The organism is Ancylomarina euxina, assembly GCF_003863355.1.
In the GTDB taxonomy this organism is placed as follows: domain Bacteria; phylum Bacteroidota; class Bacteroidia; order Bacteroidales; family Marinifilaceae; genus Ancylomarina; species Ancylomarina euxinus.
This window is the reverse complement of sequence record NZ_QQWG01000003.1, coordinates 18219-44675: the sequence shown is the minus strand read 5'-3', so window position 1 is coordinate 44675 and position 26457 is coordinate 18219. Positions and strand designations below refer to the sequence as shown.

The window sequence follows — 26457 nt, the reverse complement described above, 5'->3', positions numbered from 1 at the left end:
TTTTTTATACGCTGAATTCAAGCCGCTAATGCAACTGCTTCATTATTAACAATAATATTATACATTTCATTTGGGGTAAGATAATTTAGACGCTTTCTAGGTCTGTTGTTTAATTTATCTTGCACCCATTTGACTTTTTCAGGTGTTATCTCCTCAAAAGAAGAGCCTTTGGGGAAATATTGTCTAATTAATCCGTTCGTATTTTCATTTGCCCCTCTTTCCCAGGAATGATAGGGTCTGGCGAAATACACATCCACATCTAGCTGCTCTGCGATAGTCTGATGATCAGCAAACTCTTTCCCATTATCAGCCGTGATTGTATGTATCTTGCCCCTATTGTCCCATAGTGCTTGAATTGCTTCTGCTGTTAATGGCTTTGCATGTTTTCCTTCCAATAGTCTAATCCATACCAAACCAGTAACTCTATCATTAATTGTCAGTAAAGCTTTCTTGTGATTCTTCCCGATCACAGTGTCAATTTCTAAATCGCCAAATCTACTTTTCTGATCAACTATTTTGGGACGTTCTTCTATACCTATACGATTCCTAAGAATGCCTCTTTTATCCTTACTACCAGAACGTTTACGATATCGTTTATTGCCGCATCTTAAGTGCAGATATAAAGTCCCGCCTTGTTTCTTGTCTATCCAAACATATTGATATATCGTTTCATGAGAAACACAAAATTTACCTTCTGCTTTGAGACGTCCATGAACCTGCTCTGGACTGTAATCTTCTTTCAAAAGCTCATCTACCTTAGACTTTAGCTCTTCGGTAAATTTCACTCTCTTTACCTTATCCTTCAGGCGTTTTTCATACTTACGTTGTGCCAGATCAGCTCTGTACTCCCCACTTCGCTTATCACAATTACGTTTAAGCTCTCTATAGATCACAGACTTATCTCTGCCTAGATAAGAAGCTATTTCTATTTTAGAATGCCCTCTTTTGAGCATAACTGAAATTGTATACCTTTGATTCTCGGTTAATCGTTCCATTTTACAACTTATTTTGTGGTGATTTAGGTGGTAAAATAAGAACTTTTATTCCTTCAGAACAAGGGGAGATCATACTCTCTCCTTTGTTCTGTAAAAATTATCATAAACTAAACTCACATATAATCACCTAAGTTGCATTGGTTACTTGAATCTAAGTACTTCTGTTTTTAGCCTCTTTATAATCCCCATTTTATTCTTGAAAATAAATGCGTTTCACACGACGTGAAACGGTCGTTAATATTTCATATGGAATTGTGTCAAGCTTCTCAGCGATTCTACTTAAAGAGTAGTCATCTCCAAAGATGATAACAGAATCCCCCTCCTCTGCTTCAATATCTGTTAAATCAATCATACACATATCCATACAAACATTCCCAACGACGGATACCAAATTTCCATTAACCAAAACCTGACCTACCCCATTGCTTAACTTTCGATTGAAGCCATCGGCATAACCAATGGGGATAATACCTATACGACTTTTCTTATTAAGTTTGCCCTTACGGCTATAACCAACTGTTTGATCTTTCTCAACCCATTTTATCTGAGATATAGTCGTTTTCAGACTACTAACATTCATCAACATATTCTGCTTTGTAGCACTTACTCCATATAGCCCTATTCCCAGACGAACCATTTCAAACTGAGCATTAGGGAATCGCTCTATTCCCGATGTATTAAGGATATGTCTATCAATTTCATATGCAAAAGCAGTACGAATTTGCTTGCTCCAATCTTCAAACTTAGCAATTTGACTTTCTGTATAATCATCATGAATTTCTTCATCAGAACCAGCTAAATGTGAAAAAACCGATCGAATATGGAAATAAGGATTAACTTTCAGATAGTTGATTAATTCATCTAATTCATGATCAACAAAACCCATACGAAACATACCTGTATCCAATTTTAAATGGATAGGATAATTCTTCAGACCTGATCTTTTAAGAATCGATTCAAAACTCTTCAATACGCTTAAACAATAAATCTCGGGTTCCAAGTTGTAATCAATCATGGTTTCGAAACTATGCAACTCTGGGTTCATAACAACTATGGGAGTACTTATGCCATTCGTACGCAAATCGACACCTTCGTCAGCGATTGCAACGGCTAAATAATCTACATGATGATATTGAAGTAGATTTGCTATCTCGGTAGAACCACTTCCATATGAAAAAGCTTTTACCATAACCATCAATTTGGTATTAGGCTGCAGAAGTGATCTGAAATAGTTCAAATTATGCACCATAGCGGTCAAGTTAACCTCTAGTATAGTTCGGTGAGCTTTATATTGCAAGGCACTGGAAATCCGTTCAAATCGGAAATCACGAGCACCTCGAATCAAAATAATTTCGTTTTTAAAACCGTTTGGATCTAAAGTGTTTAAGAATATTTCTGTTGTTGAATAAAAAACCGATTCGCATTGAAAGTTTTTGGCCTGAGAAGCGATATTATCACCAATACCTACAATTTTATCAATCTCATTTAAAGTCAGAAGTTCAGAGACTTGCTCATATAAATCTCTGGGTTCAAAACCTGATTGAAAAATATCGGATAATATGACCGTTTTCTTTCTCTCCTTACCTTGCTGATTCATCAAATCAAGAGCTATAGAAAGAGATCCTAGATCAGAATTATAATAATCATTAATCAAAAGACAGTTGTTTTGCCCTTCTTTTATTTCAAGACGCATAGCGACTGCCTCTAAGTCACAAAATCCCTTATAAATGTGTTCATCAGACAAACCTAAGTGAAGGAAAGTCAACCAACAGTTGATTGCATTTTCAATTGAAGCTTTATCAATAAATGGCAGAAGAATCGTTTTCTCTTCTCCATTATAGACTGCTTTCAATTCTATCTTTCCCTTATCAAGCTTTTCAGAAATAATCTGCAATTTGGAATCTGTATTTCGAGACCAATTCAATAACACCTTCTGATGTGCATATCGTTCTTTTATTGCATCACTTACCCTAATATCATCACTACAGTATACAATCCACTCGCAAGAAGCAAATAGCTTTAGTTTTTCATCTAATAAAGACTTTGTGTCATCGAAATTCTCTAAATGTGCCGATCCTAAATGTGTGAAGATTCCTCCCGTAGCCTGGATAATTGTTTCAAGTTTATCCATCTCACAGGGCTTGGAAATACCCGCTTCAAAAATCGCAAATTCATCCTCAAGATTCATTTGCCATACCGAAATAGGTACACCAACTTGAGAATTGTATGACTTGGGACTTCTAACAATTCGATAGTGCGGATTTAAAACTTGGTATAACCACTCTTTTACTATTGTTTTCCCATTACTACCAGTTATGGCAATAACTGGATAAGTAAAGTTTTTACGATGATGTGCACAAAGCTTCTGTAAAGCATTAAGTGTATCGGTTACTACAATAAAATTACAGTCACCAAAAAGACCCTGATTAATGTTCTCACTTACGACAAAAGCCCGAATGCCTTTATCATATAGGTCTTGGATGTAATCATGACCATTATGTCTTTCTCCAACTAAAGCAAAAAACAAAGTTTTAGATGCCAAAACCAAGGTCCGACTATCGATAGATAACCTATCAATCTGAAAATCATCATCCCCAATTAAGGTTCCGCCAACAATTTGAGCAATATGATTTAATTGATATGTTTTAGATGAATTCAAAATTAGCTCTTAGGTAAAAGAATAATGGTAAGATAAGTAATTAGTTGCTCTTAACCTTGCGATAACAAACTCGACATAAGGGTTCGTAGGCATCTTTTTCTCCTAATAGAACCAATTTATCGGTATCGGAAAAACGGTGTGAATATTGAGCCAAATTACCACACTGCATACAAACTGCATGTACTTTAGTTACATATTCAGCAGTAGCCATCAGCCCAGGAATAGGACCAAAAGGTTTTCCCTGGAAATCCATATCCAAACCTGCTACAATGACACGAATACCTTGATTAGCCAATATATTACAAACTTCAGCAAGACCATCGTCAAAAAACTGAGCCTCGTCAATACCAACTACATCTACATCGCTTGACAATAGTAAAATATTTGCAGCGGTTTCAACAGGTGTTGAGCGAATAGCATTAGCGTTGTGCGAGACAACTTCATCATCAGAATATCGTGTATCAACTTTCGGCTTAAAGATTTCCACCTTCTGCTTGGCAATTTTTGCCCGATTCAAACGTCTGATTAACTCTTCCGTTTTTCCAGAAAACATTGAGCCTGCTACAACTTCAATCCATCCTCTACTTCCTGCACTATTAATATCGTTTTCAAGAAACATATTTATTTTCTTTAGTCATTTTACTTCGTCACACAAAAATAAGAAAAGCTCTAAATTTATTTAGTAATTTGCGGGATATTATCACCAAGTTGTACCAGCCTATAAATCAGGTGAATTTACAAAATTAAATATTTAAGACAACCCATGGTTATATGAATAAAATTCACCTATTTACAAGCTTTTACAGAACCTTTTACACAAAAAAAACAAACTTGGATATCTTATTTTGAAAGAATCCGTATTAATCAGATAAATCAAACAATAGGTTAATTTTCATTTCTAACCTTTCAAGATGAGTGCCATTCTTAGGCTAAAATTTCATCTCGAAATAATGACAAGAACAATGAACAATAAAATAATCATTCAACTCATTAACAATAATATTGAGGAAATTAAGAAACTGATTAATCATTTTCAGAATGAACAGGCTGACTTAAAAAGTGGCTTTCCCTTGTTAGAATCTCGATTAGCTAGTTTGAATAAGGATATTGAAATTCTAAAGTTAAACCTAGACAATCAAAACATTGATTTTACCTCTAATCTTATTGACACAGAAATTAATTCTGACAAACAATCGAAATCACCTTTAGAAGAATCTGAAGTTCATTCTACACCTAAAAAAGCATCTGCAACAGAAAAAAATAAATCTCTTAGTGAAACAAATCATATTGAATTGGGGATTCAACTCATAGAGCCTATTAAAAATAATCTTGATACAGCTGTTTCAACACTTAATGATAAACTACAAGCTTCTAGAAAAAATAATCTACAAGAGAAAATCCAAAAATCCAAGCTCCTAGATATTCAATCCGCCATTGGAATAAATGACCAGTTCTTATTTATTCGTGAACTTTTTGATAACAATACTGAAGACTATAAGGCAGCAATAAATTATATCAATAATCAAAGTGATTGCAATAAAATCATTTCACATTTCAATAAAACGAAGCAGTGGGATAATCAAAAAGATACCGTTATTCAATTCTTCGATTTGATTAAAAGAAAGTTCGAATAGGCTAATTCGTAAATTACGAACTGGAAAATTTAATTTTTCACAAGTAATCATCACAATCTCCTTATCTTTGAGCACTCATTAGTAATTGCAATACATTTTTCATGTCGAAACTTTTTTTAGTCCCAACTCCAATTGGAAACCTCGAAGACATCACCATTCGAGCCATTAATATTTTAAAATCAGTTGATGTTATTCTTGCTGAAGACACTCGTACTTCTGGATTTTTACTGAAGCGATATGAAATAAGTAAGCCATTAATCTCACATCATAAGTTCAACGAGCATAAAGCTTCTCAACAAATTGTAGATCGAATAAAAGCAGGCCAAACCATTGCTTTAATTTCCGACGCAGGAACACCAGCAATTTCAGATCCTGGTTTCTTTCTTGTAAAACATTGTCTAGAGAATGATATTGAAGTTGAATGTCTTCCTGGTGCTACGGCCTTTGTACCAGCACTTGTTAATTCTGGACTACCAAACGAACGTTTCTGTTTCGAGGGTTTTTTACCTCAAAAGAAAGGTCGTCAGAACAAACTAAACGAATTAGCTGAAGAACAAAGAACAATGATATTTTACGAATCGCCCCACCGATTGGTGAAAACCTTAACACAATTTGCTGAGGTCATGGGGGAAGATCGTAAAGCTTCGGTTTCTCGTGAAATCACAAAACTGCATGAAGAAAATGCTCGAGGTACACTATCAGAACTCATAGCACACTTTACTGCAAAAACTGTAAAGGGTGAAATCGTAATTGTTGTTGGAGGTAAAGAAATAGAAAAAAAGAAGAAAAAAGAATATATTAAGAAAGACCGAATTTAAGGTCATATACAAATCCCCTTTCCCAACGGTTAAGGGGATTTTTTATGAATCGGAATTATACCAATTTAATTTCAAAATAAGCTTTAATTAAAATGGAATAGTTTTTAGCTAGATCAAGGCAAAAAATTGGTTCTATGTTGAATATAGTGGGTGAAGTTTAAACAATTAAATAGTACTATTTTTTATAGCTGTAATTATTGAGCATTGATATAAGAGATCTTATAAACCCAATGGATGATTAGTAAAACCCGGAAGTTCCGAGCTTGCCGAGGAAATCACCCGGCTGCACTTATCATACAGGCAGTTTTAAGATTGATAAAATCGCGGCTCTTGAATTTTTGGTTCTTTTGTTTCAAGACAAAAGAACAAGTAAAAAAATGTTTTTAAAATAATTCACCCACCCAAAACAATATAGCAGCAAAAAAGTAAAAGATAGCCGAGTTACCTTGCATCATTTTTAACGAAGATATAGCTAAAAAGTACGGCTTTAGCCCTCTTGAACCTGCGAATCAACATTTTATAAGATTGGTTTTGATGTTAATGTAGTATTAGTCTTCATTTGTAAACTTAGGGCAAGAAATAGCTTTATCGCCTATCTTTTTAGCCTTTCTTTTACGTTCTAATCGCTTCACATTTCGTGGACTTGAGTAATTGTAGTTATAGGTTAGAGATATCTCTAAACCACCCTTACTGGCAGAAGTTAGTTGTAAAGCAGATACATCTATATCGTATGATAGAAGAAATTTAAACCTGTTCTTCTGAAAACCTACGGTAGGAATAATATCTTCCTTATTACGATACCAAACACCATAGTGCAAAACAATGCCTTTATCACCCGTAGCCATTGTAAAGTTAGCACCTAATACTAATTCAGTACTTAAATACTCACTTTTATACATAAACTCAGGCTTGATATATAGTCTCGAATTTAACTTTGTTTCAACACCTCCATGATAATTATAACTTCTTTTTAAGTTATTTGTAATTTCATAGAAAGACTCATTAGGCTGGTTCAAATGAGAAACAGCCATTCCGAAGAAATATTTTGTTTTCCCTCTAAAATAAGTAAAAGATCCCCCTAATGAGAAATCTATATAAAATAAGGTTTGTCTTCCCAATGGTTCCCCTTTTTTCCAATCTTTATTAAAAATTGTTCCATCCCATTGTTCATCGAAAACCAGCTTATTATAATCGACTGATTTATTCACCAATTCGATACCTAATCCCCCATGGAAAAATAGGGTATTTCCCTTATTCAAACTTTTATTTAACGAGGTTGTCAACATCAGTTGGTTCGTTTTCAAACCACCTTCACCAGCCTTATCATTAAAAATAACCCCACCAATACCTAACCATGAAGCACCCAGGTATGGGAATGACAATTTTCCATCGATATAGGCAGCTTGAGAAACAAAAGGTGTTGTCACAGAGTTCCATTGGTTCCTATAGTTCACTCCACTTCTTATATTATAATCAGAGTTCCCTGTTAATGCGGGATTTAGGAATACAGGCATCGAGTAGAATTGAGAAGAGTAGACCTGCTGTGCAGAAACATTCTTCAATCCTAAGAAGGCAATAAATACAATAAATAGTATCTTATATTTATTCATACTCGAACAATAGAATTACTCCCTAATGTTAAATTCAAATGAATATAACAACGAAAGCTGACTGTAACAAATTTATCAAAAAAAATGGGTAATAAAGTTTATTACCCATCAAAACATAGTGCGTTAAATTACAAATATTTTTTCACCGAAGCTTAACCTTTATTTAATTATTCATTAAACGAAATTTATGTTCTATCAAAAACTAAATTCAATCGACATCATAACTGAACCATTCGTCACAGTTTAGTTAACTAAAGTCACCTCTCCTCGTTTTTGTACAGAGGTTCCATTATCAAAGGTAACATTAAGGTAATAGATATAAGCATCCATTCGTTGTAACTGACCCTTGTATGTACCATCCCAACCAATTTCAAGTCGATTCGACTGGAATATTTGCTGCCCACCTCTATTGTAAATAATAAAGGCAACCGTCTTAATATTATTTCCGCGTACATAAAGAACATCGTTGTTTCCATCACCATTAGGCGTAAATCCTGAAGGGAATCCAACAAATTCTTCTCCCTGAGGAAAGGATACTTTCACTTCATCTCGGCCGATACAATTCTTAGGATTTGTGACTGCAACTGAATAAGTACCTGCAGAGCCAACTTCTATGACTTGTGATATAGCACCAGTTGACCATTGGTAGAAACTGTCTTCATTACCTGCATCTAATAGGGCCGTTTCACCAGCATCCAGGTTAATATCATCTCCTAAATCAACGATGGGTGAAGCATTGATCAGCAGATCAACACAAGCTGTTTCTTTATTACCAAAGGCATCAGAAACTTCAACACAATATTTACCTTTCTTATCGACATAAATACCTTTATCTGTTGATCCGACAGGAATCCACTTATAAGTTGCATCAATTTCTCTATCTATAATTGGTTCAAGGTAAGCTCTATCACCTTCACAAATTTCAATATCATCACCTAAGTCAACGGTGAATTTCTTTCCACCATTACTCGTTAACGTCATTTTACCCGTATTAGAACAACCATTTGCATTGGTTATGATTACACTATATTCGCCTCCTACAGTAACATCAATAGTTTGAGTCGTTGCACCCGTATTCCACAAATAAGTTAGTCCTGCTTCAGCATTACCTGCATCAAGAGTTACCGTTTCATCTTCATAGATATAACGATCAGCTCCCAAATCCACAATGGGTAAAGCATTGAATAAAACAGCTATCTCATCTCGCTTCACATTACCTACATCATCGGTTACAACAACTGAATATGTTTTTGATTCACTAACACTGATGGTTTGAGTTTCTTCTCCTGTACTCCATTTGAATTTATAATTCTGAGTGATACTTGGATTAGGATTAAGAATGACTTCATCATTAATACAAGCCTGTATGTCACCGCCCAATTCTATAGCAAAAACATCATTCACACTTGTAATGTTAATTTCATCACTTGCCTGACAGCCATTTGCTCCACTTACCGTAACGAAATACAAACCACTCTTATCAACATTTATTGTTCTTGTGGTTTCACCATTAGACCACAGGTAAGCATCATTCAACCCTGCATCAAGTGTTTTAATTTCACCATCAGCAAGTTCGTAATCTTCACCTAAATCAACAAGAGGTAAATCAAGAAGATTAACCTGAACACTTACGGATGACGTTTTATTCAGATTAGTCTCTGTAACGGTTAACCTATAATTACCCGCCTGACTAACTTGAATAGATTCGCTTGTTTCACCTGTAGACCAGGCATAAGTGAAAGTTCCATCCATATTAATACTAGGCGTAAGAGTAATTTCATCACCCTTACAAACATCTTTATCACCTCCTAAATCAACCAGGAAGGTTTCAATCACATTGATATCTGCAGAAATGGTATCCCCATAACAATTGAATCCATTCTTCTCAATCAACTTAACTTCCTTAGCACCCAGTTCATCACCCCACTGAATATCAAAAGTCAATTCAGAATGAAGTTCATCAGCCAATAGTATGGTGTTTTCATTCAATACCGTCGCTCCGTCTGGAATAAATATTTCATAACGCTTACTACTAGCAGGAGATGTTGGTGTGATATTTGGATCGTGTCTTAAAATATTTGCCTTATAGGATTGTAATGTTCCAGCCATAACAGTAGGCTCAAAATCTAAGAATTTTGTATCTGGTAAACCCAGTACATCAATCTCAACTCTATGATCATCGATATTCTCAACAATTTCAAGACCTGAAATACTCTTTGCTTCAACAATCATGATTTCTGAACGCGATTTTCTTCCGGATGTGTTTCGAATCGTCACAACGAAATCAAAAGTAGACGTCCAAATTTCATCAGCTCCTGGAGGCAATAAAGCAGGTTCTCTATCTACCGAGTATTTAAATGTCCAAGGCAGTGGTCCTGTGTAATTCACCGTACAAGCAATCTCCGCTCTCGGGTTTACCCCATTATTTGCAGAACACACATAGGGGGTAGATAAGTCATCGAAAATAAGTGTTGGTGCATCACCTGCAACAGTAACGGCTAGAACCAAAGGTTCACCTAAACAACGACTTAGCTTATCAACAGGATACACCTTCACCTGATAATTACCAGAGACATTAAAAGTATACTCCTCTGAAATATGCGTATTTGAGGTCAAATTAACCGTTGTACCTGCATCCACACTGTAAATTTCCCAACGGTAGTCAACAGCTGTATTTTCTTCAGCCTTAAAGCTTAGAGCTGTTCCCTTAACTACATTAGTCTGCGCCACAACAGCTAATCCTCCTAGAAGGATAGCTATTGCAGTAAGCAGTGTTTTATGTAGTAAGGTTCTTAACATCTATTTCTTTTAATATTTTAAATATATTTCTAATTTACTATTATAGTTCCACTAATAACGGGCTTCTTAAATATAGTTCTAGTATGTATATCTTGTCCAGTAAGGACATTAATATTTCCTCCAAATTTATTCGAGGCACTAATGATCCTTATCTGGTTTATTGTTTCATTGTTAATATCTTCAATTATTCCTTCAATTGGAAATAATTTATCTGCAAAGTTAACCGTTGCAGTTCTATCCTCTGTTTCACCTGTAATTCGATAGGTTACAGTAAGAGGGTATTGATCTTCCGATAAATCAGTATCGGTATCGAATTTAGCTACTAAAAGTGTAGCAAAACTAGTATCATCATCAGAACAATCTTCTGATGCTAATTGTTCAAAGGCAATAGTAGGTGTTGATCCCACCGTATATTTCCATGCCTTTTTATTTACACAACCATTATATCCGCTTGCATACAAGGTCAGATAATACTCACCATCTTGTAACCATTCCACCGAAATGGCATTACTTTCACCAGATACTGGCATTAATAAACATTCTAAAGCAGTCGCTTCAGTTGTTAATAAATTATTGGTATAAACTTTCCATTCGTAAGTTTGAACATCGGCATTGGCTGCTACTTGATATTTGATCTTAGAATTAAGCACAACAGTATATGCACCCTGCCCACTTGCCGAAGCAAGTGAGAGGATGATAATGACAAATGTCATTAATGTTTTATATACTGTGTTTATTTTCATTTATATTAGTTTCCATTCATAGCACCAATGGTTGGCATTGCTTTAAATGTGTGCGTTGCTGAATCTCCAGCACCACTATCTTCAGCCATAGTCACCAAATCTTTAGTAAGTACTTTGTCCAAAGTTAATACCACATCAAGAGTTGACAATTCATTTTTAACCGTAACTGTTACCAATACGTAATCTTGATCACCTGCAACTACATATGGAAAAGAAGCTGTTATATCTTTACCACCAGCTTCAATAACGCTTAAGATTGTTGCATCTGCTCTTAAGTTTGTAAATGCAACTTGCCATCCATTAGTTGTATTTGTATACTCACGATTCACACGATACACAATCTTCGATGTACCTAAACTATATGAATCCGGAGTTAAATTAACAATTGGACTAATAGTAGATTGATCAGGACAAGTTTCTGTAATAATATCATTTCCTGCATCTAACGGATCTACTGTTCCAGGGTTATCAGAACCTGTGACATCAGCAAGTATTGCATTAAACAGACCAGTTTGAACATCAATTTTGATACCTTTCACATTCGAACAACCATCTTTTTCAACATTTACAAATAAATAATAAGTTCCTGTTGCTTTTCCTGTCCAAAAGATCTTAACATCAGAAATTGCTGTTCCTGATAAATTACCTGACGCATCTGCTACAATAGTTCCATCCACTGTAGATAGAGTAAACTCCGAATCTGCAGGATCAGCAAAAGTAATTGGGGCAGCACCTAATGTTGCAGCTCTGGAGATATACCAAGTCGTTGTACTTCCTCCAGCAATATTATCAAAACCATACGTATGAGTTGATCCTGGCCATGGTTTTTCAAAAGTTGAACTTTGCGCTTTAGCGAGCTCTGCCGAGCTCACTAAAACAACTAATGCTATTAATAATTTATAGATATTTTTCATATTTTATTTATTTCGAATTAAATCCCAAAGAAATCACCAATTGCAGGCATTTCCTTCACAGTATGCTTGTCCAAACCTGGTAAATTTGCCGCTATAGCCTCAGCTAAAGTGACTAAATCCTTAGCACTTTTAATTGTTATACCAAATTCTGGAGTTTGTCCTTGTTGATTTTCAAGTACAATCTCAATTGTCACTTTATCAGTATTGATTGTTCCTGCATCAATACCAGTTAAGGTACTAGCTTGAGTACCATTAACGCCATTGACTGAATACGTAAAGTTACCTGCATTAGTTGTGGTTAGATCAAATGTAAAATTCCAGTCATTTGAAGTGTTAACACGCCCCACTTCAAATTGAATAGTAGATTTACCCGCATTATAACCACTATTCGTCTGAGCTGGATCAGATGCAACAGTAACTATAGGTTGAAAATCTTTAGTAGGATCTAATTCAGGACATGAAGGATCATTCAAATCAGCAAGGGTAACATTAAAGGCATTTGCAACAGGTATAACCTTTACGGCCTTATAGTTTTCACAAATAGCTAACTCTGCTGGATCCGTACCTGTCTCATATATCTTAACATAAAGATAAACCCCATTTGTACCACTAGCACCATAAATTGTAGAAGCTCCTGGTGCCCATTTAATCTTAACAGATGCAATTCCAGTATTATCGACCGATCCTGTAGCAGAAGTTACAAATGTTCCAAAATCTGAGACCTCATTAGTTGGATCCAATTCATTAATTGTAGGACTCAAATAAAATTGAAATTCTCTACCTTCAGTAATTCCTTTAAATTGATAAGTATGAGTTGCATCATTAAATGGTGCCAAGGCTGTGCTACTCTGTGCAAAAGACTTTGCGGAGAATCCTACAAACCCTAGGCAGAGCATTGTTAATATTAATATCTTTTTCATATCTATATTATTTTTTTCGTTTATCGTTTAAATTTTATAGCATTATTCAAAATCACCAATAACTGGAATTTCTTTTATTGTATGAGTTAATCCTGTGATGCTTGCCGGTGAAGCAAGATTAACCTTATCTTGAGCAGTTATATTATTTATTGTAAATACTGGAACTTGTCCTTGGAAGTTTTGCACCTCAAGAGTAATAGTAATTGTTTCAGATGTGATAGTCGGAATAGTTACAGTTTCATTTGCTGAGCCAGTTTGGGGAGTAACAGTTGCTCCACCACTAATACTATAGGTATAATCAACTGTACCACCAACCTGATTTATATCAAACTGTGTGCTCCATTCATTTGCTGAAGCTCCGCCATCTCTTGTTGCTGTAAATGTCAATTCAGTTGTTCCTGCATTATAAGTATAAGTAGCTGACGGTTCAACTACAGCTTCCAAATCCTTAAAATCAGGACAAGACTCAATAGTACCTCCAGCAGTTATGTCTGCAAAATTAACAACAAATGCATTTGCTCTTGGTATAATTTCCACAGCATTAAAATTTTCACATATGTTTGTATGCGGATCCTGATAAACACGTATAAATAAATACACAGGAATATCTATTATGGCAGGAACAGCGCCAGTTGGCCAATCAACTTTCACAACTGCATCTCCTCCACCGGTTGGAATTGTGCCTGTCGCAGGAGTCGTTGCATTAAAATATAGATTATAGGCCGTTCCTGTCGTTTTATCGCCTTTACCTATTTTATCTGTACTAAAATAAAACTCATACTTTAGATTTTCAGGAATATTTTTAAATGTATAAGTATAGGTATTACCTACATAGGGTTGTAGTTTTTCACCAAGTGCTTCTTGTGCATAAGATTGATTAGAAACCATTGTGATTCCCATACAAATTAAGAGAGAGAGTAAAAGCTTTTTCATAGCAGTTAATTTAGATATTGTAAGTTAATTTTTATTTATTATTCAAAGCCACCAATTAGTGGGATTATTTTCAAGTTGTGTTGTATTGTTATATGATCTTTGATTGCACTTTCCGTTCCACCATCTGAAATTTTAAAATCAATAGATAATGCTGTGTTTACCACATTGTCCACATCAATCGTAAAAAGTACATAATTCGTCCCAGCAGATACATTAACCACACCTGAAGAGTTGGTTGAAGTGCCTACATTAGAGATTAAAACATTGCTAACATTAACATCTTCTCCTTCTATTGAATAAGCAAAAGACCAATCTCCTGTATTACATAAACGATCTACTCTAAACTGCACTTGCGATGTTCCAGCAGAATAAGTATTCCCAGATGGAGCAACCACTGCTTGTATTCCATTTAAATCAGGACAGTGAATTCCATTTACAATTCCTGGATCTGTTTCAGGTGTTGTAGTTCCTGTTACGTCAACTACAGCAATATTGTTATCTTTTGTTACTGTCACATCAAAACTACAACTGGCCTTATTACCTGCTGCATCGGTTACCTCAAATGTATTTGTTGTTACGCCTATTGGGAATGTTGATCCAGAGGCTAAACCTGCAATTTGAGCAGTTGTTGCTCCTGAACAATTATCCACGCCAACCGGTGCCACATAAGTTACGACAGCATCACAACTGCTCGCATCAGCGGCTTGTGCAATATCTGATAAACATGTGATCGTTGGCAATTCTGTATCGGTAATGGTCACATCAAAACTACAACTGGCCTTATTACCTGCTGCATCGGTTACCTCAAATGTATTTGTTGTTACGCCTATTGGGAATGTTGATCCAGAGGCTAAACCTGCAATTTGAGCAGTTGTTGCTCCTGAACAATTATCCACGCCAACCGGTGCCACATAAGTTACGACAGCATCACAACTGCTCGCATCAGCGGCTTGTGCAATATCTGATAAACATGTGATCGTTGGCAATTCTGTATCGGTCACCGTTACCGTCATAACATCAGTAACTGAATTCGTTCCATCAGTATTGGCATAAGTAATCGTTGTGATGCCAATTGAGAAGGTATAAGTTCCTACCTGACCCGATCCACTTGCGGTTACTGCGCCAGTCATTGCCCATGTCAGGGTGCTTGAACAGTTATCGTCATAAATTGCATCAACTATAGCTATATCAACATCACAATCGCCCAATCCATCTGCAGAGGTGGTTGTAATAACATCTGTTGATGCTGAAACGGTTGGATCAATAGTATCACCGGAATTAATTACAACTACAGATGACTCACTAAAACTCCCCTTTACAACTTTAGAATTATCAGAATCTAAAACATATCTTATTTGCGCCTTGTAAGAGCCTGCTAGTAAATTATTAAAATAATGCGATAGATTATTATCATTTACCCAAGCCACGACTTCTACATCAAGGGAAGTAACTAAACGATACTGTAATTGCAAAGGACCAGGAACTACCGCAGTAACATTCACTGCAATACTTCCTATATCTCCAGAACACACAATATCAGTAGGAACAACGTCACTTATTACAGGCTTAGCATGAACATGGACAGGAAGTGTAATTTCATTTGACGAACAACTTAATGTCTGCTCAACAATAGACAATAAATAATCCCCTTGCGTTGCATAAACATGAGGAAAAATTCCCTTTTGATATAGAACGCCATCAAAAGTAATATTGTTACTTGCATTATTTAAAATGACATCACCTGACGGAGTATAGGTAACAGGTTCATTAAAATCCCAATGAACAGTAGAACCAGGGAAGCCATAAAAATAATAATCAACACTCACTCCAACACAAACATGTTGTTCTACAGGAGGAGTAGGTGCAGATTGGGCAAACGCAGAATGCCCGAACAGAATGCTCAGGCTAAATAGTAGTAGAAGTTTAATGTGTATAGTTTTAATCAAGTACTAATATTTTATTATCAAAATCAGCTAGAAATCTCTCAATCTCCACTCAGTAGGCACGTTTAATATAATGAAAATAACATAAATAACAAACTAAAAAGGCATAATACTCAATCCTTATTAGATTAAAAGATCTTATATTCTCTCAAAAGCTCAAATCTAAAAAGCCGACAAATATAAACATTGCATTACTTATAGACAATTCCATTAATCAAAAAACAGGAACAGCAGGATCTTTATTTCAAGTCGTTAACCCAAACATCATTTAAGCCATCAATAATCCCAGACCCCAATAAAAATAAGCCTTACCAACTCCATCTTCACTCTTCCTTCCAGAAATAAAACAGGCACATTCTAATGTGAAATAAATTATTCATAAGAATACAACAAAAATCTCTCTAGTTCTTTATAAAGACCCAACACTAATTACTATACAATCGTATTTTTTATTTCCCGAAAATATAAATCTCATCAAGCGACAACGAAAACACTCATTATCAAAACTTAAAACCAGATCTCAATAATAAGTCATTACCACTTAATTGAAAAGGATCTAGGCTTCAAATTTAAACTTTTTTAACACTAATCCAAAAAAACGGGTTAATCTTTAAAAAAAAACCTCTTATCAATGTTAATTAAACGTTCGTCACGAAACATCAACCCATAAAGTCAATGAAAGATAAAAGCTAACAATCCATTAGATCTTTGAAATTTTGATAAAATAAATATCAAAACTAGGTTCTTTTCATTTTTAAAATACCTTTGAAACAAACTTGACTTCAGTATGAAATATCAGCATATTTTTTTCGACCTTGATCGAACACTTTGGGACTTTGACAAAAACTCAGAAAAAACACTAATACAACTCTTTAGAGATTTTGGTCTTCAAAATACATTTGGGAATTTCTTATTTTTTAAGAACCGTTATGAATACCACAATAAAAAACTCTGGGTCGCTTATTACCAAAACCGTATTGAGAAAGAAGAATTAAGCTACAAAAGATTCTATCTTACACTTAAAGAAGCTGGTTTGGATGACATCGAACTTTCTAAAGAAATAGCTCACGATTTCATTGAACTCAGCCCATTACAAACCGAAACATTTCCGCACACACACGCCTGTCTTGAATATCTTAAAAGAAAAGACTATCACCTACATATTATCACCAATGGTTTTAATGAGGTGCAAGGGCGAAAACTACAAAACTCAAAACTCGACAGCTATTTCACAGAGCTTATAACTTCTGAAAATGCGGGTGCCAACAAGCCTCATCCACAAATATTCGAATACGCATTTAATGCAACTGGTGCACATACAAATAATAGCATCATGATTGGCGATGATTTAAACACCGATATCAAGGGAGCGCGTGATATGGGAATGGATCAGATCTTTTTCAATCCCAGGAAAGGGAAACATGATGAAAAAGTAACTTTTGAGATTGCAAATTTGAAGGAACTGATTGATATATTCTAAACCCCGTCAGCGGTTACAAACCATGACGGTGGTTTAAGGAGAATAATTTGACACCACAGATTTTATTATTTAAATTTATTGAAACCTATACTTCAATAAAATGCGAATAATCACACCCTTGGAATACGGAAAATACTATCACATTTACAATCGGGGAATTAATGGAGAAGCTTTATTTCGCAGCAATGAAAACTATGAATATTTCCTGCGCTTGTATGAAAAATACATGGAAGTGGTCGTCGATACCTATGCATGGTGCCTCCTGGGAAATCATTTTCATCTACTGATACGGATCAAGGAAGAAGACGAAATCGGATTTATCCCTTCAAAAAATGAATCGCCCGTAAGTTTTAAACCTCCATCGGGGATAAAAAACCCACCGATGGGGAAAACCAACAATCGAAGAAGATATAGGCCGTCCAGTCAATTTTCCCATCTATTTAATTCATATGCACAAGCCTTCAACAAACAACACAAACGCCATGGCAGTTTGTTCGAAAGCCCATTTAAACGTAAATGCATCGATTCAGAACAGTATTTCCGGGAATTGATTTCCTACATTCATAACAATCCGGTTCATCATGGGTTTACTAGCAATGCCATAGATTATCCTTGGTCGTCCTACCAATCGGCAATATCATTAAAATCAACAAAATTGAAACGTACCGAACTACTGGAATGGTTCGGATCGACCGAAAACTTTGTGAGATACCACCAAGAAAAACGCGATTATATGGCTATAGAAAAGTTAATGCTTGAATAAAAACCTCCCTTCCTAACCGCCATCAGGGACAAAAAAAAAACGATGGGGTAAAAGGAAAACCCCGTCAGTGGTTGGAAAACCTGACGGTGGTTAAAACATATGAAAACATCAGCCCCGATCATTCGAAATAAAGCCACCAACCAAATATTCACTTCTCTCATGAGATAGGATCAAATCTATTTCAACCCTAAAAAAGTAAGTCACAAAGCAAGCACAACCTATGAAATTAAGTGCTTAAAAGAATTGATCGAAATATTTTAATTACGAGGAAGTGCCTTTCCTCAACTATTCGTGAAAGATTCCAACTGGATTAGGATTAGATGAAAATGTAATAACGACAGCATTAGAATTGGCTGTACAACCATTCCCTTTTTGTACTTGCCTAAAAAAAGAAATTGTTGCTGTAATTAAACCAGGATCGTAAGTTTGCTGTGTTGCTCCTGAGATTAGTGTCCAGGTTCCCGTATTAGGATCAATGCTATTAACAGAAGAAAACCATTGATAGGTACTTTCTGAACTTGGCAGAGATTCTGTAATTGTCAAAACACTATTCCCATCACAAACTGTCTGATCACTTACGATAGCGCCAGGATCGACTCCACCTCCACAAATGACCTCTTGAAAATACTCTTCAATCTCTTCCCCTTCTATATCTTCAATAAATCCATAATTACAGGTTGAATTCTCATGTTCTGTAGCTACATCACAATCAAATACTGGAATTGCATCACCTGAAGAAGATGTTGGAGGAGATCCAGTAATATCACCACCTATATAAACTTGAGCAGGGAATTGATCACTCGTAAAGCTTCCTTGCCCTGAAGAACCGGAGAAATTTACATTTCCTGTTATAATGATCGTTCCTCCTGCAGCAATATCGACTTTATTTCCAACAATCAAAGACCCTAGGACAATAAGAACCCCACCAGCATCAACACTCAAGTCTCCATTAGATCCAAATCCCAAATCACCATTAATCACCAGCGTGTCTCTAATATTTAACAAGCCTTTATTAAAAAATAAATTATTGGAAGCTGTTATCTCTCCTTCTACAGCAACAGTTGAAGTTTGATTGTAATTAAGACCAGGAGAACTTCCTCCAGTCCAAGAAATACCATCCTCCCAATTACCCGTATAATCATCATTGGAAAGATAAGCTTGCGCCCATATTGATGATGGGGAAGAGAAAAGAAATATCAAAAAAATGGAAAATGATCCAACATAAATTTGTCTCATATCATCTGAATTTTAATCAATTACCTACTAAATATAATTAAATTAAATGACAGATGTAAATATTTACACTTTTAAATATCAGTTTAACAAAGACAAACACTTATTAAACACAAGAAAAAAGATTTGAAAAATAAAATCCAAATAAAAATCATTTGAGCAAGTGCTTTTTATCAAAGGACAACTCTCACTAGATATTAGATTTATTCATGGAAAATTCCCACAGGACTTGGTTTGGGATTAATAACAATCATTGCATGATTCAATAAATCAAGCTCACAAGCTCCTTTTGATGCTTTTACTGTAATAGAATTGTTTCCCACAGGTAAATCTGCAGCTAAAACCGCAATATTCAAATCAGAACCTGTCCCATTAACTGAAGATCCAATTTGTGTTACACCTAAATATAAAGCATAAGAGACGCCAAGTTCACTATCTCGAATTATGACAATTGCATCTTCATTATCACATTTCGTGTCCCCAACAACAGATAAACTATTATCAGGTGCACCGATAACCTTCACATTAACATCACAAGACGAAACATTGCTATTCACATCAGTAACAGTTAAAGTGACAGCATTATCTCCAAAATCACTACATGTAAAATTAGTTTTACTAAGTACTCTTGAAGCTATCCCACAAGCATCTGTATAACCAGGATCTATGTCGTCTGCCGAAATAATGGCCGATCCTGTTGCACTCAAATCCAGAGTTATATCATTACAGGAACCGCCCCCTGAATCTGTTAAAAATTCTCTAGTAAGTCCAGGACCAGACCATTCCAATTTGATAACAGCACCACCACCACGTTCGTAATATTCAAGTTGAATTGGAGTTGCCTCACCTGCTAATAAATTAAATGTTCCCGTATTTACGGTAGGGCCATGATCAGTCCAATTATTTATAATTAAATTATTGTCAACCCACAAACGAACGCCATCATCAGAGGTCGTATAAAAGGTATAGGTTCCTGTTTGGGGAGCTTTTACATTTCCTTGGAAACGAATTGAGAAATCATCAGTTCCCACCAAATTAGATTCTGGAGCTCCTGATCCCCAGTTGTAATTTAACTCACTAACATTTAATGTTTCCATCAATGTATTAAAACTTCTTCCATTATAATACTCTGCCTTAAGACTAGCAATTGCAGGTGCTGTATTATCCGTAACGATCACATCGAAACTATGTGTTGACGTATTTCCTGAATTATCTGTCGCTAAAAATGTATTGGTCGTTGTCCCTATAGGAAATAAAGATCCAGACGGCAAACCGGCTGTCTGACTTAATGTCGCAGTCTGAAATTCGACAACATACCTTCTATTATTCGTCCCTCTCAGATCATTCCAACTCCCATTTGCATACATCACCGTGTAATCTTCTCCTCCAGAATTATTCGGTTCCCCCCCATTCCAATTCTCATAACTACTATTCTCTCCCGTCACCCAAACAAAATTACCTTCACTGACAGCATCATTATAGCCAATCCAAACCTCACCAACCTTACTGTTGATCCAATCATTCTCAGCTTGAGTATTAATCGTAACCAAATGCCCACCCAAATTTGTCGAATTATTGGATGCAGTCGTAACATTCACAGCACTGTTAGAGTAATAGTAAGTATGCCCATTTAGAGTTCCCAAAGATGTATAACCCGTGATCGCTCCAGTACGTGCTGAACAATTATCACTAGCTACTGGATATACATACGAAACAATAGCACCACAAATATTATCAGATGCATTGACGCTAATATCGGATTGTGGATTCTGAAAAATTGGACTTTCTGTTTCATTATTTAAAACGATATTATTTTCTGAATCAACAAAAGATGGATTATTACCTCCATTATTCACTCTATATACACTGATTGAATATGTTCCAACCTGCAAATTTGAAAAAGTAACCGTTCTACTCCCTGTTGTTATACGATCGACTCGACTTGAATTCAAATACAAATCAAACCGATATCTTCTATTATTTCCAGGACCACTACTCATAGTCGCTTGAATACTTCCTTGCTCGCCAAAACAAACTTGCTCAGGAGTGGGTACCGTTAATGTTTGACCATACAATAGTATAGTCTGAAATATCAATAAAACAATAAGTAAGAGGCGTCGTAAGTTCATAGATCAAGCATTAAATCTTTAAGTAGGTACCTAAAAATAATAAATTAATCTATTCAATAACTACACAGACCTTATCAGATATCTATTATGAAAAATAAAATTGAAGATTATTCGAAGAAGATTCCTATTGGTTTTGGCTTTGGATTTACTTGTGTTTCTAAACTCACTCTACATCCTTTATCATCAATAACTGTTACAGTATATAAATTTGGAGCCAAACCAGTCACATGATCACTATTAACTGCTGCAGGATTCCAAGAAAAGTCATATAAGGGATTAGTTAATTTGGGGGTCCCCCCACTAGCACTTACTTTTATCTCTCCATTTAATCCATTTGAACAAAGGTGGGATTCAGTTGAATTTAAAGACACTGTTGGATTGGGATAAATATTAATGGGTTGTTCTAAATTTGCAACAGATATACATTCATTTCCAGGACTCTTTGACTTAACTGTCAGGGTATAACTGCGTGACTCGTGGTTTAACACATCCGCTGAGAAAACAGGATTGGAGATATTTGCATCATTTAATCCTACTGATGGATTCCAAGAATATGTGACTGCCATATTCGTTACTATTGCATCAAGCACCGTACTCACCTCAGAACAAAGAGAATATGAACCTGCAGTAACAGACTCAATGATAGGACTTTCTAAAACGGTCAAGATCATTTTACTATCCTCAAAACAAATTGGATTATCTCCCGGTTTATCCTGCACCCTTAATGTAAATTCGTATGATCCCCCAGGAATATCATCTGCTACCCAAGGGTTAGAAATATTCTTATTACTTAAATGCTTCATGATCTCAGGGGAACTGCAAGACCATTCACAAAAAGGGCCTGGTTTTCCCATTAATTGAATACCTACACCCTTACACATCTTCCTGTCTCCTCCTGCGTCTGATGTAACTGGCGATATATTAGGAATTGTAGTCAACATATTTAAGGTATTATCACCACATGAAAATAAGTCTTTAACCACAATAGAAAAAGATTTCCCTACCAAGTCGCTCCCATCAGGTGATGTACCCACAATGGATTTCACATTATTAGCATCAAAAGTTAGTCCTCCATCAAAGCTATACAGATAGTTTTTTGAATCCATACCATTTGCTAATTGCACTGTTAAAGTTGCTATTGGATTTCCCCCACCCACACATTGAATAGCAGCTGAGGCTACTCCATCAACTTTAGGAGAATTAATAATTTTCACAGTTTTCTCGTAATACTCACTTCCATCACAAGGACATTTATCAATCCTAAATATAATCGTTTCATCCCCCTCAATTTCACTATCATCTAAAGCCTTATAATGGTAATCTACATAAGCTTCTCCAGCTGGAATTAAGATAGACGAAGGGAAAGAACCATCACCAATCATCTTCCCACTTCCGTCGGTATAAATATAATCAGGAGACGCATCAACTTGATTGGATGCAGTTCCTGACACATCTATATCAAAACTAATTTCCTCATCAATATCATAATCTTCATTTCTTGTGAATCGCATAAAACTACCATCGCACCCCTCATACATCACATCAAGATCTCCAACAATCTCACCAATCATATTATCGACCCGTACCTCATTAGATTTAAAACTATTCGCTTCAAGAAATACAGCCGAATTAATTCGAGAATCAAATACATCAGAGATAATTAATCGAATATGATAAGTTTGACAAGGAGTTACTTTTGCGGAAGCTGTCAATACGGTAGTAAATCCATCAAAACGTGTTGCAAATCCGTCTTCTCCATTCACATAGAACTGAGAGTTTTTAGAAACATTCACATTATCAATAGAAACAATCATATTTGTTCCAGGTATTAAGGCTATATTCATTCCATCATTCTGAAAGACATCTTTAATATCAGGTCCACTTAGAATAAAACCAAAGACATCATTATATCCCTGCCCAACAAACTCAGGATATTCCTCAGAAGCAAAAATATATCTGAATTCCAATTTATCTCCTGCCGGAACAAAATCGAACTCTAAAATCTGAGCATCCTTAGCAGTATTCCCTGCCAATCTAAAAACATCAGAATCCCAACTTGAGCCATCAATTGTATTACTCGCATTTCCTCCTTTATTTGGCCCAATAGCTTGTAAAACCTCACCTGTAGATAGAATTATTCCAGATTTTAAAGGAAAATCTGAATTACCAGCTTCGAAATATCCAATTCCAAATTCTTCATCCCCCGAATAATTCACATTACTAGCAGTCAGACAACCAGTAACAAGGACATCTTGTACCAATTGATTGGCTGTAAAAACATTCTGTGGACTTTTTAAATCAACTTCAATTGAAGCACTATTCTCATTATCTACAATTGTACAAACCGCATTGTCTTTAGGCAGTACAGCATTATTTACATTGCTTAAATAACAAGTGAATTTCTCATCTGATTCGTGCTCATCATCATCATTAATCGTCACTGGTAGATCAACGGATAATTGACCAGCAGGTATCGTTACATTTGTCCATGGCTTTCTTGAATAATCTCTAGGTTGTCTGGCAGTCCAATCTGAAGTACTCCACCTAAAACTAACACTGTTGGAACTAATCTTATTTAATCTTGCTTCAAAAATTGCAGAGCCTACTCCTTCTTCAACACTTATATCTGAAATAGACAAAATAGGAAGAGGTTTATCATTATCAATGATGATACAATTAATACGATCAACACCTGAAATTGCATTTACTACTTTAGTATTAAAAACAGTAAATTCTTCATCTGCTTCATGAATATCATCATCAATAATAGTTACCTGAAGATCAACTGATAACTCTCCAGCTGGAATCGTTACTTTAGTCCAACCAACGCCATTATAATCTGAACCTTTTATAGCTGTTAAATCTTCGGTACACCACTCAAAACTAATCTCTTTAGAACTGATTTTATTTAAACTAGCCTTTATAACAGCTGTCCCAACTCCTTCTTCTATTGTACTAGGTACAGGACTGAAAGTCAGCTTCGGCATTTCTTTCACTGTAACTTTAACTTCATGTGTCGCAGTATTACCATTATTATCCTCAATGGTTAAAACAACAGTATTATCACCCAAGTCATCATATGAAAAATTAGCCTTATTAAGCATTCTTGTGTTTATACCACAAGCATCGATATAACCCGGATCCAGGGTCGTTGCATCAAGAATTGCTTCACCTGATGCATTAAGTTCCACGGCAACTTCAACAATCGTATTATTTATAATGGAAGATTCCGAAAACACTTGACGTGCTATTTCTGATGTTGCCCATTCCAACTCAACAACTGCTCCACCGGTATTTTCATAATACTCTAATGTAATTGTGTGCAGCCCTTTATTTAAATTTACAGTACCACTATTAGATGTTGGCGCATGATTAGTCCAATTGTTAATAACATTAGAACCATCAATAATTAAACGCACTCCATCATCGGATGTTGTATAAAAAGTATAATCCCCGGTTTTAGGAACTACAAAATCACCACTATAACGAATAGAAAAATAATCATTACCTAGAAGAGCTGTATTTGGAGATCCAGTTCCCCATGAAGAATTAATCTTTGTCACCGATTCTGAGTAAATCAAATTCTGAAAGTCCATTCCCTGATAATATTCTGCCGTTAAATTAAATAAGGATGGAGAACATTTATCCTCAATTGTAACAGTTGACTTACAGGTGGAAACATTCCCATCCTTATCTTCAACCGTAAAGGTTACCATTTGAAAACCGATATCGTCACATGTAAAAATTGATTTATCTAAGCTTAGAATCAAATCAGCTTCTGCAGTTTCAATATCATTACTCCCATTATTAAGATCCGCTGTAGTGATGTTTGCATTTCCTGAATTATCCAATTTAACTGTTATATCTCTACAAGTAGCATTTGGAGAGTTCCCAATAATATTAGACTCTCCACTTACAACAATATTATCAACATAATAATGCTCAGTAGTTTGATCATTACTCATTACCACCTTAATGGTAAGTTCATCACCTTCCGGAATATTCGAACAAGCCGTTTGAGCAGAGATGTCGTTATTTTGATTACCATTCACTGAAAACTCGACATCGCCCCTTCCATCAACAGAATAATATATTGCTAAATAATCGGTATTATCTAATTTATTACCCCATGAACCAATATCAATTGAACATTTTAAATCATGATAGTTTGAAATATCAATTTTATCCGTAACCCATTTTCTTGAACCGCTAACATTCGTTCCTGCTAATATCTTATTCAGTGAACGAGTTATAATACTAATTGGAGAATCAGCTGACCATCCTTGATTTACACCTTCAAAATTTTCAGCCCAGATAGTTAATCCTCCAACAGAAGTAATACAAGGGTCTGAATCTGACACGATTTCAAACCTAGCTTTCCAACCTGACTCAACGGAATATGAATCAGATGAAAAACTAAATGTAATTGAGCTACCTGAAGAGGTTATCACGTTAGGTCTGTTAACCCTACCTTTACCTGTAGTTCCATAATATTTGCCAATCTGTCGCGAGCTTATTTCTCCACCATCGTAAGCAATTAAGTAATCGGTATCCGCCCAGTATCCCTTTCCTCTTTGGGGGTTTATCCATTCAAGATCTTCCACTTCAAACTCTTCAAATATCACCTTTATCTTAGTACCTGGAGAAGACTCAAAAACTATGATAGATGACTCACCACCACTATAATCACGACTCAATCCGCTATCATAAAAAACTTCGCCTGTTTGAACATATACAATTGGGGAAGGATCACCCATCCTATAAGTCTTTTGTGCAAACACAACAGAATTAATCAAAACGAATAATAAAGTAAGTAAGAACGGTTTTATATAGAAATTATTCATGAAGCTCATTATTTTCGAATAGAGATTATTAAGATCGACA

Annotated in this window: 17 protein-coding genes; 4 read left to right on the top strand and 13 right to left on the bottom strand. The window is 35.5% G+C overall.

Annotated elements, in window-relative coordinates; translation table 11 throughout:
- Nucleotides 1-17 precede the first annotated feature (17 nt).
- The 3 genes from DWB61_RS03990 to DWB61_RS03980 all read right to left on the bottom strand — a co-directional run bounded on the left by DWB61_RS03990 (nt 18) and on the right by DWB61_RS03980 (nt 4273).
- Nucleotides 18-995: an IS30 family transposase gene (locus tag DWB61_RS03990; RefSeq protein ID WP_125029603.1), complete on the bottom strand. Its 978-nt coding sequence runs from the start codon at nt 993-995 to the stop codon at nt 18-20.
- A 190-nt stretch (nt 996-1185) separates the two neighbouring features.
- A complete protein-coding gene (locus tag DWB61_RS03985; protein ID WP_125029602.1) occupies nt 1186-3654 on the bottom strand; it encodes a bifunctional UDP-N-acetylmuramoyl-tripeptide:D-alanyl-D-alanine ligase/alanine racemase in 2469 nt (822 codons plus the stop codon).
- A 40-nt stretch (nt 3655-3694) separates the two neighbouring features.
- On the bottom strand, nt 3695-4273 hold the full coding sequence (locus tag DWB61_RS03980; protein WP_125029601.1) for a thymidine kinase: 579 nt from the start codon (nt 4271-4273) through the stop codon (nt 3695-3697).
- Between the two features lie 343 nt (nt 4274-4616).
- Between DWB61_RS03980 and DWB61_RS03975 the strand changes: the two genes are divergently transcribed.
- A complete protein-coding gene (locus tag DWB61_RS03975; protein WP_125029600.1) occupies nt 4617-5288 on the top strand; it encodes a hypothetical protein in 672 nt (223 codons plus the stop codon).
- A gap of 101 nt (nt 5289-5389) precedes the next feature.
- A complete protein-coding gene (gene rsmI, locus DWB61_RS03970; RefSeq protein WP_125029599.1) occupies nt 5390-6106 on the top strand; it encodes a 16S rRNA (cytidine(1402)-2'-O)-methyltransferase in 717 nt (238 codons plus the stop codon).
- A gap of 548 nt (nt 6107-6654) precedes the next feature.
- Here rsmI and DWB61_RS03965 read toward each other — a convergent pair.
- From DWB61_RS03965 to DWB61_RS03935, 7 genes are all read right to left on the bottom strand, one after another.
- Nucleotides 6655-7716 (bottom strand): PorP/SprF family type IX secretion system membrane protein, encoded by a 1062-nt coding sequence (locus DWB61_RS03965; protein ID WP_125029598.1) that lies wholly within the window; start codon nt 7714-7716, stop codon nt 6655-6657.
- A gap of 243 nt (nt 7717-7959) precedes the next feature.
- Nucleotides 7960-10515 carry a T9SS type B sorting domain-containing protein gene (locus DWB61_RS03960; RefSeq protein ID WP_125029597.1) on the bottom strand — a complete coding sequence of 852 codons (2556 nt, stop codon included), beginning with the start codon at nt 10513-10515 and terminating at the stop codon, nt 7960-7962.
- Between the two features lie 29 nt (nt 10516-10544).
- Nucleotides 10545-11258 (bottom strand): hypothetical protein, encoded by a 714-nt coding sequence (locus tag DWB61_RS03955; RefSeq protein ID WP_125029596.1) that lies wholly within the window; start codon nt 11256-11258, stop codon nt 10545-10547.
- Nucleotides 11259-11263: 5 nt separating this feature from the next.
- Nucleotides 11264-12172 carry a hypothetical protein gene (locus DWB61_RS03950; protein ID WP_125029595.1) on the bottom strand — a complete coding sequence of 303 codons (909 nt, stop codon included), beginning with the start codon at nt 12170-12172 and terminating at the stop codon, nt 11264-11266.
- A gap of 17 nt (nt 12173-12189) precedes the next feature.
- Entirely contained in the window at nt 12190-13092 is a 903-nt protein-coding gene (locus DWB61_RS03945; protein WP_125029594.1) for a hypothetical protein, read from the bottom strand.
- A 42-nt stretch (nt 13093-13134) separates the two neighbouring features.
- Nucleotides 13135-13992, bottom strand: a complete 858-nt coding sequence (locus tag DWB61_RS03940) for a hypothetical protein (protein WP_125029593.1) — start codon at nt 13990-13992, stop codon at nt 13135-13137.
- A gap of 71 nt (nt 13993-14063) precedes the next feature.
- Nucleotides 14064-15662 (bottom strand): HYR domain-containing protein, encoded by a 1599-nt coding sequence (locus tag DWB61_RS03935; protein WP_125029592.1) that lies wholly within the window; start codon nt 15660-15662, stop codon nt 14064-14066.
- A gap of 1093 nt (nt 15663-16755) precedes the next feature.
- Here DWB61_RS03935 and DWB61_RS03930 point away from each other — a divergent pair.
- The gene (locus tag DWB61_RS03930; protein ID WP_125029591.1) at nt 16756-17448 is read left to right on the top strand and encodes a YjjG family noncanonical pyrimidine nucleotidase; all 693 of its coding nucleotides are present in this window, start codon (nt 16756-16758) and stop codon (nt 17446-17448) included.
- 100 nt (nt 17449-17548) lie between these two features.
- A complete protein-coding gene (locus DWB61_RS03925) occupies nt 17549-18211 on the top strand; it encodes a hypothetical protein (protein ID WP_125029590.1) in 663 nt (220 codons plus the stop codon).
- 285 nt (nt 18212-18496) lie between these two features.
- Here DWB61_RS03925 and DWB61_RS03920 read toward each other — a convergent pair whose 3' ends face one another.
- The 3 genes from DWB61_RS03920 to DWB61_RS03910 form a co-directional block, all read right to left on the bottom strand.
- Nucleotides 18497-19447, bottom strand: coding sequence for an Ig-like domain-containing protein (locus DWB61_RS03920; RefSeq protein ID WP_125029589.1), 951 nt, complete (start codon nt 19445-19447; stop codon nt 18497-18499).
- 200 nt (nt 19448-19647) lie between these two features.
- Nucleotides 19648-21573, bottom strand: a complete 1926-nt coding sequence (locus tag DWB61_RS03915) for a PA14 domain-containing protein (RefSeq protein ID WP_125029588.1) — start codon at nt 21571-21573, stop codon at nt 19648-19650.
- A 107-nt stretch (nt 21574-21680) separates the two neighbouring features.
- Nucleotides 21681-26417, bottom strand: a complete 4737-nt coding sequence (locus DWB61_RS03910) for a choice-of-anchor L domain-containing protein (protein ID WP_158614365.1) — start codon at nt 26415-26417, stop codon at nt 21681-21683.
- Nucleotides 26418-26457: the final 40 nt, after the last annotated feature.

Coding starts and splice junctions, on each gene's coding strand:
- DWB61_RS03990 (WP_125029603.1), bottom strand. CDS start 995: ATGGAACGATTAACCGAGAATCAAAGGTATACAATTTCAGTTATGCTC.
- DWB61_RS03980 (WP_125029601.1), bottom strand. CDS start 4,273: ATGTTTCTTGAAAACGATATTAATAGTGCAGGAAGTAGAGGATGGATT.
- DWB61_RS03975 (WP_125029600.1), top strand. CDS start 4,617: ATGAACAATAAAATAATCATTCAACTCATTAACAATAATATTGAGGAA.
- rsmI (WP_125029599.1), top strand. CDS start 5,390: ATGTCGAAACTTTTTTTAGTCCCAACTCCAATTGGAAACCTCGAAGAC.
- DWB61_RS03965 (WP_125029598.1), bottom strand. CDS start 7,716: ATGAATAAATATAAGATACTATTTATTGTATTTATTGCCTTCTTAGGA.
- DWB61_RS03960 (WP_125029597.1), bottom strand. CDS start 10,515: ATGTTAAGAACCTTACTACATAAAACACTGCTTACTGCAATAGCTATC.
- DWB61_RS03955 (WP_125029596.1), bottom strand. CDS start 11,258: ATGAAAATAAACACAGTATATAAAACATTAATGACATTTGTCATTATC.
- DWB61_RS03950 (WP_125029595.1), bottom strand. CDS start 12,172: ATGAAAAATATCTATAAATTATTAATAGCATTAGTTGTTTTAGTGAGC.
- DWB61_RS03945 (WP_125029594.1), bottom strand. CDS start 13,092: ATGAAAAAGATATTAATATTAACAATGCTCTGCCTAGGGTTTGTAGGA.
- DWB61_RS03940 (WP_125029593.1), bottom strand. CDS start 13,992: ATGGGAATCACAATGGTTTCTAATCAATCTTATGCACAAGAAGCACTT.
- DWB61_RS03930 (WP_125029591.1), top strand. CDS start 16,756: ATGAAATATCAGCATATTTTTTTCGACCTTGATCGAACACTTTGGGAC.
- DWB61_RS03925 (WP_125029590.1), top strand. CDS start 17,549: ATGCGAATAATCACACCCTTGGAATACGGAAAATACTATCACATTTAC.
- DWB61_RS03920 (WP_125029589.1), bottom strand. CDS start 19,447: ATGAGACAAATTTATGTTGGATCATTTTCCATTTTTTTGATATTTCTT.
- DWB61_RS03915 (WP_125029588.1), bottom strand. CDS start 21,573: ATGAACTTACGACGCCTCTTACTTATTGTTTTATTGATATTTCAGACT.
- DWB61_RS03910 (WP_158614365.1), bottom strand. CDS start 26,417: ATGAATAATTTCTATATAAAACCGTTCTTACTTACTTTATTATTCGTT.